12 protein-coding genes are annotated in these 14,054 nt (G+C 59.0%); 3 read left to right on the top strand and 9 right to left on the bottom strand.

Annotation, left to right across the window (positions count from 1 at the left end; all coding sequences use genetic code 11):
* Positions 1-9 precede the first annotated feature (9 nt).
* The gene (locus HB724_RS00260; RefSeq protein WP_213978894.1) at positions 10-1,539 is read right to left on the bottom strand and encodes a hypothetical protein; all 1,530 of its coding nucleotides are present in this window, start codon (positions 1,537-1,539) and stop codon (positions 10-12) included.
* Positions 1,540-2,066: 527 nt separating this feature from the next.
* On the opposite strand from HB724_RS00260, the gene HB724_RS20300 reads away from it, so the two are divergent.
* The 3 genes from HB724_RS20300 to HB724_RS00250 are packed head-to-tail and all read left to right on the top strand — an operon-like array spanning position 2,067 to position 3,362.
* The gene (locus HB724_RS20300) at positions 2,067-2,201 is read left to right on the top strand and encodes a hypothetical protein (RefSeq protein ID WP_256731207.1); all 135 of its coding nucleotides are present in this window, start codon (positions 2,067-2,069) and stop codon (positions 2,199-2,201) included.
* A gap of 16 nt (positions 2,202-2,217) precedes the next feature.
* Complete coding sequence (locus HB724_RS20655) at positions 2,218-2,952, top strand: DUF3596 domain-containing protein (RefSeq protein ID WP_213978893.1); 735 nt, start codon at positions 2,218-2,220, stop codon at positions 2,950-2,952.
* Complete coding sequence (locus HB724_RS00250) at positions 2,856-3,362, top strand: site-specific integrase (RefSeq protein ID WP_213978892.1); 507 nt, start codon at positions 2,856-2,858, stop codon at positions 3,360-3,362. The genes HB724_RS20655 and HB724_RS00250 overlap by 97 nt, the downstream gene beginning before the upstream one ends.
* Positions 3,363-3,955: 593 nt before the next feature.
* On the opposite strand, the gene HB724_RS00245 is transcribed toward HB724_RS00250, so the two are convergent.
* The 8 genes from HB724_RS00245 to HB724_RS00210 all read right to left on the bottom strand — a co-directional run bounded on the left by HB724_RS00245 (position 3,956) and on the right by HB724_RS00210 (position 14,048).
* Positions 3,956-6,079 carry a peptidase domain-containing ABC transporter gene (locus HB724_RS00245; protein ID WP_213978891.1) on the bottom strand — a complete coding sequence of 708 codons (2,124 nt, stop codon included), beginning with the start codon at positions 6,077-6,079 and terminating at the stop codon, positions 3,956-3,958.
* Positions 6,076-7,269: an HlyD family efflux transporter periplasmic adaptor subunit gene (locus HB724_RS00240; protein WP_213978890.1), complete on the bottom strand. Its 1,194-nt coding sequence runs from the start codon at positions 7,267-7,269 to the stop codon at positions 6,076-6,078. The genes HB724_RS00245 and HB724_RS00240 overlap by 4 nt, the downstream gene beginning before the upstream one ends.
* Before the next feature lie 58 nt (positions 7,270-7,327).
* Positions 7,328-8,530: a cupin domain-containing protein gene (locus HB724_RS00235; RefSeq protein WP_213978889.1), complete on the bottom strand. Its 1,203-nt coding sequence runs from the start codon at positions 8,528-8,530 to the stop codon at positions 7,328-7,330.
* 658 nt (positions 8,531-9,188) lie between these two features.
* A complete protein-coding gene (locus tag HB724_RS00230; protein WP_213978888.1) occupies positions 9,189-9,614 on the bottom strand; it encodes a hypothetical protein in 426 nt (141 codons plus the stop codon).
* Positions 9,614-10,363, bottom strand: a complete 750-nt coding sequence (locus HB724_RS00225; protein WP_213978887.1) for a hypothetical protein — start codon at positions 10,361-10,363, stop codon at positions 9,614-9,616. The genes HB724_RS00230 and HB724_RS00225 overlap by 1 nt, the downstream gene beginning before the upstream one ends.
* A 144-nt stretch (positions 10,364-10,507) precedes the next feature.
* Complete coding sequence (locus tag HB724_RS00220; protein ID WP_213978886.1) at positions 10,508-11,167, bottom strand: LuxR C-terminal-related transcriptional regulator; 660 nt, start codon at positions 11,165-11,167, stop codon at positions 10,508-10,510.
* Between the two features lie 495 nt (positions 11,168-11,662).
* Positions 11,663-13,162: a hypothetical protein gene (locus HB724_RS00215; RefSeq protein WP_213978885.1), complete on the bottom strand. Its 1,500-nt coding sequence runs from the start codon at positions 13,160-13,162 to the stop codon at positions 11,663-11,665.
* A 142-nt stretch (positions 13,163-13,304) separates the two neighbouring features.
* Entirely contained in the window at positions 13,305-14,048 is a 744-nt protein-coding gene (locus HB724_RS00210; protein ID WP_213978884.1) for a DUF6118 family protein, read from the bottom strand.
* Positions 14,049-14,054 lie beyond the last annotated feature (6 nt).

Here is a 14,054-nt window from a genome sequence, read left to right as displayed (position 1 = left end):
GCTGGCTTCTTATATCCCGACGGTGACTGGCTCGCGGTCGATCACGCGATACGGGTCGTCGATGCAGATGCGATCGGCCTCGATGAGGAGCCAATCGAGATGCTCGTCCGGATCCTCCATTCCTTCAAGATCATCGGCAAAATAGGATTTAAGGCGCGCCCAGGCACGCTTCTCGTCGCCACCACATTTGACGAGTGAGGAGCGATAGGTTGCGCGGACGTGGTCAGCGTGATTGTGCAGCCGCCAATAACGATCGACCAGTTCACGAAGGGGAAGGCTGGCGCGGGCGCGCTCCGCCGCCGCTGCCCAATCCACGTTATGCGCTTGGTTCGGTGCAGCCTGCGCGACGGCGACCATGTCGCGAAACTGGAAGATTGCCCGAGAGGCAGAAATGTCCGGCCGCCGTGATTTGATGCCGGGCAGAATGGTGGAGCAATCAAGGCAGATGAGGTGCAATTCATGTCGGTCGATGAAGGGTTCGACCGGGAATTCTCCATCCTCCGCCGATCCGGCAATCAGTATGAACTCCGTGTGGCGTACCAGCTTACCGGCCCAAGGACGCTTGCGGTTGTTGGAACGCCGCAGGATTTCAGCCCGATTCCGACCGCAGGCCGGACATCGCCAGTCGACCGGCGCGGCATGCCAAAGGTCCGCGGCACCACCACCGTCATAGTTTGCGACGTCCTCCTCACTCGGCGGGGCGGCGACCCGCGGCTTCTTCTTCGGGTTCGAGGCGACACCGTCGCGAGAGACCGACCGCGCCTCGAAGTCCGAGAGATCTTGGTGGATCGCCGCGGACAAATCGCAAGCGCGGGAGAACCAGCCGTGGAGATGGTTGAGGATGCCCATTGGATTGCCGGCCCAGGGAGACGGCAGATTCCCCGGCTCGATTGTCATGTCGCCGGCGAGCAGAATATCCGCCAGCATGTCCACCAGGGCGACCCGCCGCTCAAAATCGGCGCGAACCTCGCTAAAGAGAGAATAGGCGAGGCCATAGTCGATCTCATGTTCCGCATTGGGACGCGAGCGGACGAACCGCCGAATCTCGCTCGGTCGAAAACTGAAGCTACGAGGAATGTCGCGGCGTCGCGCTTTCACCGTGCCATCGGCGCCGTTGCAGTCGGAGCAGACCGTGCTGGGCTCGAAGCGGGCAACGAGCTGCGAACCGAGCTTCTCAATATGCACACTGTCGGCCGGAATCGCGGCCCGCCATTGCGAACCATGCTTGGCATGGAGGATGGTCTTGAAATAGTCGGTGAGGTGATCGTGATGAACGTCCAGCCGCGCGAGCAGCACGCCACTGTCCGACATCCGCAATAGCTCGGGCTTGCGCCGGCCGCAGGCTGGGCATTCCCAATCCGGCGATCGCGATGCCCAATTCTCATCGAGATCAAGCTTATCGGTGCCGAAGTGGCGCAAGGCAGCCTTGATCGCCACGGACCATGGCCCGTCGCGCTCGCTATAGAGAGCCTCCAATTGCTCGTCGGTCAGCGATCCCAGCCTGGGAATCCGGAACGCGACATCGTGCCATTCGACCATGCCATACCCGCAATTAAGTTCTCTAATTGTTCTTGTTCGATTAAGGCGTGAGATCAAGAGCGATCCGACGGAAACGAGGAAAATGCTGGATAACGAGGGGAAAGCCTTCCCTTGACGGCGAGCCCAAGGTCTCACTGTACCCCTTCTGCGGGGCATGGCCCCGCAACGCCCCAAACCGAGCTGAGATAGTCGCGCGCCTGAGTGGAGACCCTCTGCTGCTAGATGGTGGCGGAAGAGAGTTTGTCAGGTAGCCGGTGGGATCGGTTCGTCATGTCCCGCGACGCGGATGTTGCCGACGAGATTTGGAACGTCAGCTAGCTGGGCGTGCAAACTTGAAAGCTGCCAGTCTACTACTGGCCCAACTCCCGTCACCACCGACTCTTCGACCGGTCTCCTCTTCTACGACGTCGGAGGGAGGGATAGGGATGGGTGGAACTCTGTAGGGTTCCTCTTCCTTCATCTTATCGTCAGCGTTATATTCGCAGCGCTTCATGACCTCCGAGAGCTCGCCCATGGGAGAGTTGAGGATGAAGCATGCCTACAATCTGGAGAGGCCGGCGCGAGCGCGCCGCTTCTTGGTCGATCCAAACTCGACGACGCTGATCGCTGCGGCTGCTGATAAGCGGCCCGTCGGCGCGCATCCGCGCGTCTCGTTCATTTGAAACAAGGTTAAGAGCAATGGCACGTCGTGGACGTCCGCCCGGCACGGGCGTTGAAATATTGAAGACTTGTCTCCGGATCCGGTTCGTCCATGACGGCAAGCCGCATCGCCAGACTCTGCATTGGAAGCCGACAGCGACGAATATCAAGGCTGCGGAGAAACTCGTCGCACGGATCCGGCACGATGTCGCCTTCGATATCTTCAGCTACGAGCGGTATTTCCCGGGATCGGTCGAAGCGTCCAAAAGGCGCTTCTCGACCTATGCACGATCGTGGCTCGAGGGCGTGGTTGCCGAGAAGGGGACCAAGACCGACTATAAGGCCATGATCGAAGATATCTGGATTCCGGTTTTTCGGGATCGACCGATCAATGAGATCAGGCCTTCGGAGGTTCGCCAGGTCATCGCCAGGCGATCGGCGCAGGTGTCCGCCAAGACGGTGAACAATAATCTGACCCCGCTACGCGGCATCTTCAAGACGGCGGTGGACGACGGGCTGCTGGAGCACTCGCCGCTTCGCAATATCCGCAATCAGCGACATCAGAAACCGCTGCCGGACCCGTTCACGCCGGACGAGATGGAAGAGATACTCGACCATTTGCGCGAGCACGCACCGGAGCAGGCCTGGAACTGGTACGAGTTGCTTTCGGGACTGGTGTGCGGCCCAGCGAGCAGATTGCACTCTATTGGAGTGATGTTGACTGGACGCACCGGACGATCCGTGTCCGACGCGCGCGCGTCCGTGGCGAACTGAAGGGGACGAAGACGGCCATCGAGCGCGACGTTGATCTGAGCGACCGAATGATCGCAGTGCTGAAACGTCAGAGGAAGCATAGCGAGCGGGCGGATCCAGCCACGCCGATCTTTCTCAACCCTGAAACCGGGAAGCCGTGGCCGGACGTCCAGGACCAGCGGAAACTCTATTTTCATCCCGCGCTGGCCGCGCTGGGTATCCGGAAGCGGGATGCGAAGGAAACCCGTCACACCTTCGCGACGGTAGCGCTGATGGGAGGGGTCAATCCAGCCTATATCTCGAGGCAGCTCGGGCACGTCGATCCCAGGACGGTGTTCATCTACTATGCCAAATGGATCGATGGGGCGGACCATCGCCGGGAAGCAGAGAAGCTCAACCGGCTGTTCGGCAATGTGCGGCCCAGTGCCTGATCGCCGCTGAATTTTCCATGGGAGGGCGTTCAAATGGATTATTTCCACGGAAAACCGCGCTTTTCTGCGCCCTTCCACGGGGTGTTTTCCCGTGATCCTGAAATAAGTCAATAAAATCAATGAGTTAGTTGGTGACCCCTACGGTCACCTGGCGATCACGGCAAGGTATTGATTTACTGTTGGTTCTTATTCCCGACCAGCTAATTATACCATCACAAGTGCCAACTGTCCATTGGGATCGTGTGGGTTTAAATGATATTACTTGGACATAGTGCCTATCCAAGCGGCCGAAGGAACCGATGAGGGCAGGAACTCGCCGCTACGATGATCGAGATGTCGATCTGAGTATCGAAGCGCCGCACCGTTATCCTCGACTTCGTCAGCGAAACCCGGAGCGCATCAGTTATAACGTCGGTGGCCTCGGGTTCGCCGGGCACCTTTGTTATAACTCGCTAGAGACAGCGATCTGAGATGTGCCACTATCGCCTGTCGGGAGTGGAAATAGAACGACATTCTTTATCGGGGAGGTGGCGGGGTCGCGAGCAAAAAATCCCGAAACTTTCCGCCTCATTCAATCCTCTCGTCGGAGATGGCTATGCTTCCCTGGCCAATGCCGGTGCCACATTAGAAAACTTTGTGACGAAACCTCCGGCGACATTGTAGCCGATATCGGCTAGACCGATGGTGTCTGGCCGATGCGCGACCATCAGGCGAGTCGTGCCTAACTCGCGAAGTGCGGAGACGACTTGCAGTTCGGTCCTTATATCGAGATGCGAAGTTGCTTCATCAAGGACAAGCAGGTCAGGCTGTTTGTAGAGTGCGCGCGCCAGCAGGACACGTTGCTTCTGACCGCCGGATAGGCTCGATCCCATGTCCCCGACCAGTGTGTCATAGCCCATCGGCATGCGCTCAATATCATGGTCGATCGCAGCCTTTCGCGCGGCCTCCCGAACCTCATCGATACGATAGTCGGGATCGAAGAAGCAGATATTCTCTGCGATTGAGCCAGCGAACAAACTGTCGTCTTGGCTAACCACACCGAGCAGATTGCGATATGCCCTGACGCCGAACTCGCGTAGAGGACGGCCATCCACTAGGATTTCGCCCGACGTCGGCGCGAGTAGTCCGCACAGGATCTTCATCAGTGTCGTCTTGCCGCTGCCGGATGGGCCGACCAGCACCGTCACTTTCCCGGCCTCAAGCGTGAGGTTGACGCCTTGCAAGACGAAAGGCAGGCCCGCTCCGTAGCTGAAGCTGACGTTCCGTAACTCGACCTCCCTCACCCGCCTTTCGCGGCTCGGTATCTCCGCTGACTCGCGGGTCGAGAGCGCGATATCCGAGAGCCGGTCGAGATGAACGTCCAAGAGCCGGAAGCTTAGGATCTGCTCTACCAGGCGAGTGCCTGCTCCGATGAAGCTCTGCTTATAGGCCTGAAATGCGAACACCATCCCGAGCGAGATCGCGCCAGAGGTGGAGAGTTTAACCGCAACGTAAATGAAAACAATATTCTCTAGACCAACAACGAATGTATTAAGTGCATCGAAGCCGGAAGACAGTCGTCCAAGCTTTACCGTATTATTTATGACGTCGATCTTCTTGTTCTGCCAGAGGCGCTGTCGGTTGGCCTCCTGGCAGAACATTTTGATTGTCGAGACACCTCGTATGTTCTCGAGGAAATTCGAACTCTCGACTGCTTGCGCGGTCAGCAAGCTGATATTCGAGTATTTTATCGCCCGGAAAAATGCCAGTTTGACAATGATGTAGAGAAGAAGAGCGGAAAGCGTCAGACACGTCAGGAGCGGTGAATAGACGAACATCAGCACGATGGTGGTGGTCGCGAGCAGGCCGTCCACGAGGGAGCTGACGAGTCCGCGACCGAGCAGATCGGTGATGGGCTGAAGCGATCCGAACCGCGAGACGATATCACCAAGGTGCCTTTTCTCAAACCAGCTCGTCGGCAAGCTCATCGTGTGTCTGAATAGATTGACCGCCATGTAGAGGCCGAGGCTGTTGCTGAGGCTGACGGCGAGCCGGGACCGCATCCATGACACGGCGGCATTGATCGCCAGCACTGCCGCGAAGCCGCCCGCAATGATGTTGAGCAGATCTATGTCGCCGCTCGGGAGCGCGGAATCGATGGCAAGCTGGGTGTATAGCGGCGTCACCAGCAGGATAATCTGCATTATCGCCGACAGAACAAAAATTCTCGCGAGTGCCGGCGCGAGGCCGCGAATTCGGGTCCATAGATGGTCGAGGCGCAGGCGCTGCCTTGTCGCCGCGGGCTGAAAATTCGTTCCTGGGAAAAGCTCAAGTGCGATTCCGGTGAAGTGATCGGCGAGGTCGGCAAGTCGCTGTCTGGATCTGCCCGATGCGGGATCGAATATCTGGCACCGAAACCCCCATGGCTGCCGATCGATGCGCTCTAGAACCACGTAGTGGTTCATGTCCCAGTGCAGTACTGCCGGGCAGTTTATTTGAGCGAGTGAATCGGGATCACATCGCAGCGGGCGTGTATGAAAGCCCAGTTGGTCAGCGATGCCAATCAATCCCTTCAACGTCACTCCGCGGGATGAAACCGGGAAGCGTCTTCGCAACGAGGCGAGATCCGTCTTGTCGCCGTGGTGTTGGGCAACGGTGGCGAGGCAAGCCAAACCACATTCCCCCGCTTCGCTTTGGCGCTCGCCGAGATCTGGCCCGAAACCCAGGAAGGCGCTCATTGCAAAGTCCGAACCGCGTTGACCGGTTCAAGCAACCAGCCAAGAAATGACCGTCGCTCAAGGATTACGATTGCGGAAAGGGTCATGCCTGACTGCAACATCAGGGCCTGCCGGCCCGTAGCAGGCCCGTTCTCCAAGGCGACGCCCACGCGATAGACCGGCTCGTCTATCCTGATTGCCGCGTCCACTTCGGCCGGCGCCAGCGCACTGTGGGAGATCACTGACAAGACGCCCCTGAAACTGCCGAACTGTTTATATGGATAAGCATCGTACAAGATGCGGACCGGCTGGCCTGCCCGAAGAAATCCAGCGGCGCTGGAGGGGGCAAACAATTCGACCGCAAACTGGGAACCTTCCGGAACGATCGTCATCAAAGGGAGGCGCTGGTCCACGGAACGGCCCAAGGACGTCTGAAGCGCCGTTACGCGGCCGGCTATCGGCGCAACGATGCTAAAGGCGGCATCTCCGCGCACGCGTGCTCGCTGTTGCGAGATCGTTTCAAGCCTTCCCTGGTATTCGGCACCGCGCTCTGCGAGACTGAACGAGAGTTGGGCCCTTTGGCCAGACAGTTCAGCGAAGCGCGAATCGAGCTGAGCCAGCTGCTGTTCGAGTTGCTGCTCGCGTTCGCGTTCCGCGAGCAATGCCTGTTCGCGGCGTTCCAGTTCGAGCTTCGACACGAACCCCTTGTCTGCGAGCGGCGCCACACGCTGATATGAGCTCGACATCGAAGCGACTACGGATCGTTCGAATGAAATTTGCTTCGTCAGCGACACCTTTTCTCGCGCGAGGCTGTTGAGCTGCTCCTCAAGTCGATTTCGGTCTGTATTCGTCGAATCCTCCACGGCAGACAGCTGTCGCGTGATATTTCCCCGTTCGCGCTCCAGCGATGTGAGCATATTCCCGCTCACCGCCCGGGTGTCGCTGTCGCGCATATCCGCGTCGACGAGAGCGACTGCATCCCCCTTTCGAACTAGTTGCCCATCGCGGACCATCAGACGAGAGATGGTCCCTGGTCGCGGCGCATAGACCTTGGATCCCGGGGTAGTTGTCGTGACGATGCCGGGCACGCGCGTCGTGCGGGGGTATTCGGCGCTCGCGGCCCAGGCGAGAAGAAGGGCTGATGCGCATGCAACTGCCCAGACGAATGCCGAACTGGCGTAACTGTCCGTGATGATGACATCGCCGATCAATCTCTGTCGCCGCCTCTCCACTACTTGCTGGCGGAAGAGCTGCGGAGAAGGTCTGATTTCAGACGAGTTCATTGTCAGCCGAGACCATGGCGGCTGGCTCGAGATCGCCCGCGCCAGCGACGAAGATCAGATCTGCTCGGATGAGGTCACGGGCGATCTCGTGCAGTTGGCTCCAGGTGAGATAGGGAAGCTGAGCGGCCAAGTCTCCGAGAGAGGAATCAATATCGGTGCTCAATATGTCGAGGATATGCCGATGTGGCCCCGACAGCGCGATCTCGATGCCGTTGACCATGTAAGAACTTTGGTCAGGACCAGCATGCCGCGAGTTGATCGATAGGATGGTTTCGCGTGCAAGGGGGTTTTCTCCCGTCATAACGCGCGCGATCTCGAAACCCGTACCGCCACGCTCGCGCTCCCGCGAGCGACTGTAAAAGGCAGCAAGCAGGGTCTCATCGTTGAGGGCGGACGCGATTGCCGCAGCCGCTTCGGCCACTCGGGTTCGATCGAGTTCCCCTCCGAGCAATGAGTGTCGGACTTCGAGAAGCTCGGGCAGTTTCGTGGCGGAGGCCCATACGAGGAAGTCGAGAATCAGCGGCGTATGCACTGCAATTGTGAAATGGATCGTGTCACTTGTCAGCGTGGGTTCCACCCGGTGCCACCATCCCCGCGGCACGTAGAGCACGTCACCCTTCTCAAGAACTTCGTCGAGAAACGGCTCGGTGGGCACCTCATCCTTGCGGTCATTGCTGATCTGGCTGCTGATCGGCAAAAGGTGAGTAGGTTCATAGACCCGCCAGTGCTTGCGGCCAGCGGCCTGCACCACGAAGACGTCGTGGGTGTCCCAATGAACGTTCGTCGCTGCGAGATCGCCGATCGTCGCGTAGGCATTGCAGCTCGTTTGGGCACCTACGAAGCGCCCGACTTGCATGCACAGTTCGCGAATCTCCGGTGAGACGAGCTCGATGCGGTTGAGAACGAGGGTGGCGCCTTCAGCCAAGAGGGCATAGAGCTTCGGCTTCAGAATGCGGCGGCGGCGCACGCCGATGTCTACGAATTGCTCGACATACTGGTCGGGCTCGATCCTACCTCGGCGCAGAACCTTGAGTAGCTCACGCGTGGGATCCTGCAGGTCGAGCGCGCGGTCGATCAGTGACCACCCGAGTGACGGCCCGGTGAAGCCGCTCCGCCAGAGCTGCGGGCGTCGCTCGAATATCTCTTCGCGAAACTCGAAGCGACTCATCCCGAATGCAAACGCTGCCATCTCTTCACCCTGACGCCGCTAAAATAAAGTGTTCGCTGTTGGTTGGAGTGCCGATCAAGCAGACGTCCGAGCTCACTTGCGTCGGCCGAATGCCGGCCCGATCAAGCTCATGCGTAAGAGTCCCGTGTTGTTTGCGAGTTCGGCGCCGGTCCGGGAAATGGAAACACATGCCGCCGCCGTCTTCAGAGATGTCCCGGATCGGCAGCATGGACCCCCGCTAGCGATGCTGCGGTGATCGAGCACAGGGGGCCGGTCAGGTTGCCATTGTGGACAAGGACGTATGGAGCGTTCGGCCCAGAGCCCTGCTTCGAATAGGTTATCGCGTGCAGGTGATCGACGATCCCGTGCTCGTAGAGAACGACCCACGCGCCAAGCCAAGAAACAGTGCCGCATGGCTGTTCTTCCCTTTCAAATCAGCAAGCGCTGAAGCAGCTGTCGGATGAAGTGGCTCTTGCCAACCCAATCACGTCTTCTATCAAGGAGAGGGAACCACAACCGCTGTGTGCGGTAAACCTCCCCAATTGGGGGTGCTTTCGTACCCTATTCTTTTCGGCACAGGAATGTGGCGAACGCGCGAAAAGCACACCCGGCTCTTCGCAAGACCCTGGGCCAGTCGCTGCGACGGCTACGTTACCATTCGAGAAGCGGTGACGCTCGGCTATCGTCCGAGACTATGCCATTCGAGCGTTTCGTCGTTCGGGCCTTCAGGCTTCAGCTTGAGCCCGACGATTGCGACGTCGATTTGAGCCGGTCCTCGGCAGATGAATCCAGTAATGTAAACTTGCCGCAACGAGGAAAGTCGGCTTTCCAGCTTGCGCGTCAACGCAGACGAGATTTCACCATGGCTACTGATCGAGAACCGGACGAGGCGCGATGGCTCCCAGCGTTTGTTCGCAATAACGACCGTAAAATCGACACCTTCACAGCTTGCGGTCGCTGAAATTGTCTCCGCGGCTGGCCGGCGGTTGCCGGCCAGCACGATATCTTGGCCGCCGGAAGGCTGGGTGCTCACCGACTGGGCCAAAGCCTGATTGGCGACCGCCATCGCACAGAAGATGCCGAGCATTCCCAGGCGAAACAGCATCACTGTGCGCATGGGCGGTCTTTGAGCAGGTTGTCGTGGTCGTGCGTGGTATCGTTCGCGGCGGTCACATGACCATCGGAATAATTGAACTCACGCAGCACGCCGTCCGGTCCGAGAATATATTGAGCGAATGCTGCAGCCGGAGCGAAACGGGGGTCAGATGCGACCAGCCGGTCCATATTGGCATAATCGCCGGAGGCTACACCGCCGACGGTATAAGTCGAAGGATAGCGTTGATCGATCAAGTCGGCGCCGCTGTACCCGACGCTAGTGTGACTGTGTACGATCGCGAGAACCTGTGCGCCGGGGCCCCAGTCCGATGGCAATTTGAATCGGGTCTCGGGAGCCGGCAGTCCGGCGGCCAGCGCCTCTGCGACCGTTTGGCCTGGCGTCAGGGGACCCATTTTGATCTCGCCGTTCACCATGTAGATCAGCGCGCCATATTCACGCGAAGCATAGTCCGCCTTTTGCTTGATTAGGTCCGCGATCTGTGTCGCAACCCCATCGACCTGCAGGTCAGCCTGACATTGCTGTTGTTGGATATTGAGCCAATCCGCGTAGCTGACGGTGCTACCGCCGACGGGTGGCGGCACCGGCTGAGACCAGCCATCCCACAGGGGCACGAGAGCGCCGTATTTAAAGCGCTCGCCCGTGACGACGATATCAGCCTCGTCGGCTAGATCAGGACGCTGCAAGTCGTCCGTGTCCTCGCCTTCGCCGCCGGCGATTGCGTCGAGCTCGTCGTCCATCAAGAGCCGAATTCCAGAGAATTCCCCACTGAAATGCCGCATCGCTTAGCCCTTTCGTCGTTTACGCGGTCAGATACCGCAGGGATGAGGAACCATAATGCGAGTTTCTGGGAAACTCCCCAATTAGGGGTGTAGCCGGATTGCTTATTCCTCCCAATTGTAGACAGCGGATTCTTCACGGGACCACTTTTGCGCTGCCGCGGGGGTGCCGAGAATGTCTTCGAATGAGATCGCACCATCATAGAGGGCGCAGACGATCAGTTGAGAACGTCGACGTACGCCATATCGTCGCCGCAAGGTCTCGATGTGGGCGTGGACCGTCTGATCGCTCAGTCCCAGAATTTTTCCTGCTTCGCAATCGCTCATGCCCTGAGCAATCAATGTGAGGCATTGTCGTTGCCGATCGGTGACGCGATTAGAGGTTCTGGGCGCGGAAGGCATAGCGCGCAAACTGCGGGCTGCCTCAACGATACGCGGCCCGAGAATTTCGGTGGCAATTCCAATCCCGGAGAAATCCGGCTCGGCGCGATCCGTAAAGAAGCTGATGGTCGTTCGGCGCCGGCCAGGAACTCGTACGGCGACACTGACTCCTTCGGTGATTCCATGTTCGGCCAGCATCGCGGACCAATTTGCTGCCTTTCGTGGAGTGTCGGGCCGGTGCTGCGATCCCGACCAAAGGACGCTCGTTGCACTTGAAACCACGATATTCGCGATCCCTCGCCTCATCGCCTCCTGCGCATGGAGTCCGCCCGTCAACGTCGACGGGAGTTGCGCGATGTTCAGGATGAGATCGTCCGTAGTCATCGCACCATGCTCGCAAAAGAGCCAAAAGAAGGGAATGTTCGCGGAAAGGCAGAACAACTCGATAGTCCGAGCTAGATCCGAAATCGACCGAATGCCGCGCAAAGAATGCAAAATTCTTGTAACATCACCCAACAAATGTCCAAGGTGAACTAAGGACATTTTAAGCTCCGCCCTACGCGACACCATCATTGCGTCCGCATGATAAATCTAGAATCACGCCCCACAAGATATTCATGGTGTATATTTCAAAGATGATGATCCATTTATGTATTATGATATCATAACTTCGATCGTAGGCGTGTCAATTGGCATTTTGATTGATGCGAGTTATAAACTTAACCCAATTCGGATGCTTCTCAAGAATTTTATTATATAATATCTAATTAACCCAATCCTTGGGTTCTTCCGCGACTCGTGCTCTCCGAGCTCGCTTTGCATTTAGGCCGGTATTGGAGTTGCGAATGGGGCGTGGCGGAAGTCCCTGGAAGTATGGTATCACTGTGCTTTGGCACGACGATCCTGGTCACCCTGCTCGGAAGACTGCTGAAAACTCGCCAGCAGCGCACGAGCACGCTCGACATTGCCGCCGTGGGGGTTGGTCGCGATCGGAATCAGCACGCGCTCCGCCTCGGCATAGCGCTGCTTAGCGATCAAGGCCGTCGCGGCATCGATCGCTATGTCGCCGACGAGCGGCGCCAGAGCCTGCGCCGTCGTGAGTTGCGTGAGCGTCTCCTCCACATTGTCACCTGTGGATGCGGTCTGCGCGAGCCGGTAGACGGCCGTGTAATAGCCTGGATCGGCAGCGGCAGCGCGGGCGAACCACCGCCGCGCTGTGGCAAACCGCTCGGCGCGAACCGCGGCGTCTTTCCGCCCCGTGTAGAAGTCGCCGAGCCCCCGGAAGTAAAGCAACTCGGCATCGTTCGGCGCGGCCTGGAGCAGCCGGTCGATAGTCGCAGCTCCGGCGGCCCTGTCGCCCGAGCCGATCTCGGCGCGGGCCAGCACGCGTTGGGCGTATGGATCATCGGGGTAGCGCGCAGCGGCCGCCTTGATCGCCGCGAACGTCGCCGTCTCGCGCGCCGGTTCCGGAATCCCGATCATCAGCGCGGCAAGCGGCAACAACAAATTGTCGGCAGCCGGCGGCAGCGGCCGCACCTCAATCTCGACGTCGGCAACCGGGGGCCGCGCCATAATACCATAGGCGATGTCACCCGCCATGTAGCGCTTCAGCGCAACCTCGAACGTCTTGTGGTCGGTGCCGAAAGCCGTGCTGAACGCCTGCGTCTCTGCGATGCCGTGATGGAGATCAGCGAAATAGCGCGATAACTCCTCGCGCCGGGCGTCGTCCGCGAAAAGATAATGCACGATCAGCCAACTCTCCGCGTAGAACTGACCGACCTGCTCGCGGCTGAGGTCGCCGAGCCGGCCGGAAAAGATCTGATCGACGGGCAGCCAGGTGCCGCGCAGCAGCGTGAGGGCCCGGCCCGGATTGTAGCGGCCGACCTCGATCCGATCGCCTTCGAACCGCGCGGTCATCACATATTCGGCGAAGCCCTCGCTATACCAAACTGGATAATAAGCGGGGTAGTAGCGGGCAGCGAAGTGGTGCGCATATTCGTGCAGCAGCACTTCCTCGCCACCGATGCCGGGCTTGTCGCCGCGCACCGCAAAGACCGCTGTGCCGCCAACGCGTGCGCTGTAAAAGCCGAGCACACCGTTCGGTACCGGCTGGACCTGATCAAGCTTGCTAGAAGAGCCAACTAGGTAGACCCGAAGCGGGCTCGCCGAGGGGGCAGCCGTCGTACCTGTCAGTCGCCGCAGCAGCCTGTCATAATCCTCCAGAAGCAGGACCGACCGGCGCAGGCTATCCTCACCGCCATCACTGTAGACGATGAAGTTGGTCGACCGAGCCTCCATCCAGCGCGCGGAAGCCGCAGTAGGGATGGCGGCGACGAGTGTGTAGAGGGCGAAAAGCAGAGCTTGAGCAAGCAGACGCATGAGCCTTTCAGTGCGCCATTTGCGAACGATTATCAACAATGCATTCGACCGAGTCTGCGTTGACAGTCGCTCGCATCGCACAGCTCTACGCCGAATATCGGTCGCCTCGAAAGCTATCCCCCATTGAGTACCGGTCAACGATTTACCGTTGTATGTTGATCGAGCATTGCAGCGGCTTCCTCGCCTTAATGGCGGCGTGCTCACATGCGGCAATAGCGTCCCGGTTCTCCCGCCGCATCCTGGCGGCGGCGGTGACCGTGTCCCAGCCCTCCGGGTCGCCAAGACGCAGCAAGCGGACACCTGCACCGGCCAGCGTGGGTTCGCCCATTACCCATGCCGCCATCTTTTCCGGCCGGTGCCAGCTTCCCGGCAACTGCTGGAACACGATAACGGGTAAGAAGATGCCCGACAGGAAGGCAGTAAGCCCGACAATATAGCCGGTCATCCACAATGTGCTCTTTTGCTGTTCCCATGTGTTCGCCGTGCCGATGATCGTCTCGACCATGCGCACCTTTTCATCTAATGCTCTGTCCCATAGACGGAAGGCGGCATTGTCGGCTTGGCGCGCGGCTTCCGCTGCTTTCGAAATGCGTCCTGCCATAGCCTCCGGCGTCATCTCCATAGCCGGAGACTCCTCCATCGCTTTCACGCGCTTGCCCATATCGGCAAGGTGACCACTGATCTTGCCGAGCGTCGGATTATAGTCGGGAATCTCGATGGTCTGTTTCTCGATAGCGATATGCTCCAGGGCACGTGTCATCATCGCCATGCGCCCGTCCATCCGCAACTCCATCGCCGCCACGCGGGCCTCAAGGCGCGCGAACGCCTCTGCCGCCGTGCTGGGGCGGGCCTGCGGTTCGCTCAACAGCGATTGTTCATCATCCATGTCATC

Origin of the sequence: Sphingomonas sp. dw_22 (genome assembly GCF_018449795.1) — a bacterium.
Lineage (GTDB): Bacteria > Pseudomonadota > Alphaproteobacteria > Sphingomonadales > Sphingomonadaceae > Sphingomonas.
Note: the sequence above shows the minus strand (reverse complement) of the source record. Positions and strands in the feature narration are given on the sequence as shown.

Excerpts from the sequence above, each read along its gene's own strand:
- HB724_RS00260 (WP_213978894.1), bottom strand. The coding sequence starts at position 1,539 with ATGGTCGAATGGCACGATGTCGCGTTCCGGATTCCCAGGCTGGGATCG.
- HB724_RS20300 (WP_256731207.1), top strand. The coding sequence starts at position 2,067 with ATGAAGCATGCCTACAATCTGGAGAGGCCGGCGCGAGCGCGCCGCTTC.
- HB724_RS20655 (WP_213978893.1), top strand. The coding sequence starts at position 2,218 with ATGGCACGTCGTGGACGTCCGCCCGGCACGGGCGTTGAAATATTGAAG.
- HB724_RS00245 (WP_213978891.1), bottom strand. The coding sequence starts at position 6,079 with ATGAGCGCCTTCCTGGGTTTCGGGCCAGATCTCGGCGAGCGCCAAAGC.
- HB724_RS00235 (WP_213978889.1), bottom strand. The coding sequence starts at position 8,530 with ATGGCAGCGTTTGCATTCGGGATGAGTCGCTTCGAGTTTCGCGAAGAG.
- HB724_RS00230 (WP_213978888.1), bottom strand. The coding sequence starts at position 9,614 with ATGCTGTTTCGCCTGGGAATGCTCGGCATCTTCTGTGCGATGGCGGTC.
- HB724_RS00225 (WP_213978887.1), bottom strand. The coding sequence starts at position 10,363 with ATGGACGACGAGCTCGACGCAATCGCCGGCGGCGAAGGCGAGGACACG.
- HB724_RS00220 (WP_213978886.1), bottom strand. The coding sequence starts at position 11,167 with ATGACTACGGACGATCTCATCCTGAACATCGCGCAACTCCCGTCGACG.
- HB724_RS00215 (WP_213978885.1), bottom strand. The coding sequence starts at position 13,162 with ATGCGTCTGCTTGCTCAAGCTCTGCTTTTCGCCCTCTACACACTCGTC.
- HB724_RS00210 (WP_213978884.1), bottom strand. The coding sequence starts at position 14,048 with ATGGATGATGAACAATCGCTGTTGAGCGAACCGCAGGCCCGCCCCAGC.